Origin of the sequence: Vibrio sp. Makdt (assembly GCF_027587015.1) — a bacterium.
GTDB lineage: Bacteria > Pseudomonadota > Gammaproteobacteria > Enterobacterales > Vibrionaceae > Vibrio > Vibrio chagasii_B.
Genome location: NZ_JAPPTH010000057.1, coordinates 1 through 3,237, shown reverse-complemented (window position 1 = coordinate 3,237; position 3,237 = coordinate 1). Strand labels below are relative to the sequence as shown.

The window sequence follows — 3,237 nt, the reverse complement described above, 5'->3', positions numbered from 1 at the left end:
TAGAAACTTTTAGATGCTTTTTGTCGTAGTCTGTCTTTTGTTGTAGCAAACTTTTGCCACATTGTTCGGTAGACCTTTTACTCATTCATCTGCTGTTAATCTTAGTTTGCACTACTAAAACTTATCCGAGCTAATTGGTAAATCAGAATCTCTGTTATTAGGCGACATTTGGCAGTCCAAAATTCCCTTCATGTGACTTAGGTTGTTGATTGTTAATTGAACCAATATAAACGGTGTTGCATTATAAAATGATAAAAGACGACAATTTTTCGTCTAATCAGCGTTAGCTGTTTTCTGAAGTCTGACTGTTTATGGTGCTTGTAAACGAATATATTGAAATATATGGGGCGTTCATGGAAGGTGTTGTAGTAGAAAAAAGTAAGATCGGTGAAGTTACATATCTGCTCTATTGTAAAAAAGAGTCGGTAAATAATCCTTTAGTCATCATCTGTCACGGTTGGAGCAATGATAAATATGAAGGCTCTAATCTAGCTTTAAATTTAGCTCTTCAGGGTTATTCTGTTATCTGTTTTGATGCAGATAAACACGGCGAAAGAGATGATGGTAATGCTCAAAACTTTAGTAGCCATTCGAGATTTATCAAAAGAATGACGGGTGTTATCAAGCAGAACTCAGATGACATAAATACACTCATTGAGCATTATCAGGAAGATATAAGGATTGATCCATCGAGGATTGCGGTTGTGGGTATCTCTATGGGGGCAATGTCCACATTTTATTCTTTGACCAAAAATAAACGGATTAAAGTTGCGGTACCAATTATCGGCTCTCCTGACTTTGTCGGCTTGGAGAAGTTCGCTTTAGAAGCCGATTCAGTTAATAAGATTCTTAGTGACGATGAGAAGTTAGCTATTAGGTATATGGCAGAGATTGATCCATGTTTGTACCTTATAGAAAATGAAAGTCGCCCTATGTTGATCATAAATGGTGAGAAAGATGATTGGGTTCCTGCTAATTTCGCGAAGGACTTTTATGAAAAAGTGAAGAGTAAATACGATAAAAACAATACTGAAATTGAGTTCAATTTAGCTGATGAATCGCATTACTTTTCCAACGACATGCGAGATCATACGATAAAATGGTTGAATAAAAATTTGTAGGCTAAAAGGTAAATCTGTAGCAATAGACAGCCATACAAACGCTTAAGGTTTCAAAGTATTTTTCTAATCTGAACGAAACGGTTTAGAGCAACACACCTAAAGCGTTTTGTCCAAAATCTTCACGGACTGAACTTTACCCGTGGCACTTTCTAACTCAAAAGTGGCCCAAAATAAGCTTAATTAATAACACTATGGCTTTCATTATCACAATTTTGGCCGACTTATTTCTAATACGAGCCTTATGAATTACGGTGTAAGCTCAAACCAGCCCATAACCCAGAAATAAGAGGCGATTGCTAACCTCTTATTCGGTAAAACGGGTGATTTTAATTAAAGTAACTTGGTTACACTCGATTGATTAGTACTATCGTTAACTTGATATCCCAAAGCTCGAATTTGCTCTCGGATTGTGTCTGCTTCATCATATCGCCCCTGTTGTTTCAAACATTGACGTTGTTCAGCGAGCTGTTGAACTTGTTTGGGGATTGTTAACTGTTCAACCTTATCAAGGTTAAGGCCAAATACTTGATCAAAATATAGTAGTGTCGCTTTTTTATTGGCAGGCTCTATGGAACTATCAGTGACCTCCCATAATAAGGCGAGTGCTTGCGGCATATTTAAATCACGGTTGATACGTGCAAGAAATTCAGCTTTGAACTGGTTGTCAACGTTACCACCGTCAGGCATATCAGTGATTTTCTTTCTTAATCTACGCAGTGCCTTTTGTGCGCCATTCAACCCTTCCCAAGTAAAACTGAGCTGGCTACGATAGTGACTGGTTAAGGTTAAATAACGATAAGCTAAAGGATCATAACCTTTGTCGATTAGGCTTTCTAAACGCAGTGTAGAACCCGACTTAGATATTTTCTCATTGTTAATATTTAAGAAGTAACCATGCAACCAAAAGTTTGCTTGTACATGTCCGTTTTTAGCTTGGCATTGTGCAATTTCATTGGTGTGGTGTATAGGAATGTGATCTTCACCACCGATATGTATATCGAAGGTTTCTCCCAAGTACTTCTCTGCCATCGCTGAACATTCAATATGCCACCCTGGGAAGCCATTTCCCCATGGACTTGTCCACTCCATTTGCCGTTTCTGTTCGCCAGTGAATTTCCATAGTGCAAAATCTGTAGGATGCTTTTTCTCCGCCATATCAACGCGAATGCCAGCTTCCAAACCTTCCTTATCTAATCGCGCAAGCTTTCCGTAGTCGGGTAACTTTTCTGTATCAAAATAAATACCATCACTGGTTTGATAGGTATAGCCTTTAGCTTCGAGTGACTGAATAAACGAAATCTGCTCTTGAATATGATCAGTTGCTCGGCAAGTGATAGAAGGTTTGAGAATGTTAAGCCTTTCAAGATCAGTAAAAAATGCGTCTTCAAAAAAAGTAGCAATATCCCAAGCTGATTTTTCTTGTTTGCGTGCACCTTTCTCCATCTTGTCTTCTCCAGTGTCACCATCTGATACTAGATGTCCGACATCGGTTATGTTCATGACATGATTGACTTGATACCCATTGATCTGTAGTACGCGTTTTAGGACGTCAACGAACAAATAGGTACGTAGATTACCGACATGTGCATAGTCATAAACGGTTGGGCCACATGCATAAAGGCCAACCTTACGGGGTTGAATCGTATAAAACGGACTCAGTGTTCTATTAAGGGTATTAAAGAGCTGGAGTGTCGGTTGGGTCATAAATCATATCCTTATAAATACAAAAAGGCCGTGGATGAAAACATCAACGGCCTAGGTAATAGTGCGATAGGTTTGCTACGTAATAGCTACACGAAAACGGCCGTAAATAAGGTATTTACAGCAACAACATAGAGTTTGAGTGGAAGTAGTTATTAGCGTCATTTTTTTAAATTAAAATAGATGATTAACAAAAGCAATACATTTATTCGATGATTATGTTGAGCATCATCGTTGGTAGTAATGGACGTCACCTGCACTATCAAAACAGGGGCATTAAACTTAGCTACTTCCCATACTATTAGTTATCCATGAATTGCTAATTTAGCTGAAGCTATAGCTCATTTCTGTCCACCGACGTTTCAGATCTTCCTAAACCCTACTTAAATGTGACTGCCAAACTTCATGTTGACCA

The 3,237-nt window shown here is 38.3% G+C and carries 2 protein-coding genes; one reads left to right on the top strand and one right to left on the bottom strand.

What is annotated here, in order from left to right; genetic code table 11:
• Positions 1-353: 353 nt before the first annotated feature.
• A complete protein-coding gene (locus OH460_RS27230) occupies positions 354-1,121 on the top strand; it encodes an alpha/beta hydrolase family protein (protein WP_102269895.1) in 768 nt (255 codons plus the stop codon).
• Positions 1,122-1,451: 330 nt separating this feature from the next.
• Here the strand turns inward: OH460_RS27230 and cysS are convergent, their stop codons facing one another.
• Complete coding sequence (cysS, locus tag OH460_RS27225; protein WP_102449645.1) at positions 1,452-2,825, bottom strand: cysteine--tRNA ligase; 1,374 nt, start codon at positions 2,823-2,825, stop codon at positions 1,452-1,454.
• Between the last annotated feature and the right edge of the window lie 412 nt (positions 2,826-3,237).

Coding starts and splice junctions, on each gene's coding strand:
- OH460_RS27230 (WP_102269895.1), top strand. CDS start 354: ATGGAAGGTGTTGTAGTAGAAAAAAGTAAGATCGGTGAAGTTACATAT.
- cysS (WP_102449645.1), bottom strand. CDS start 2,825: ATGACCCAACCGACACTCCAGCTCTTTAATACCCTTAATAGAACACTG.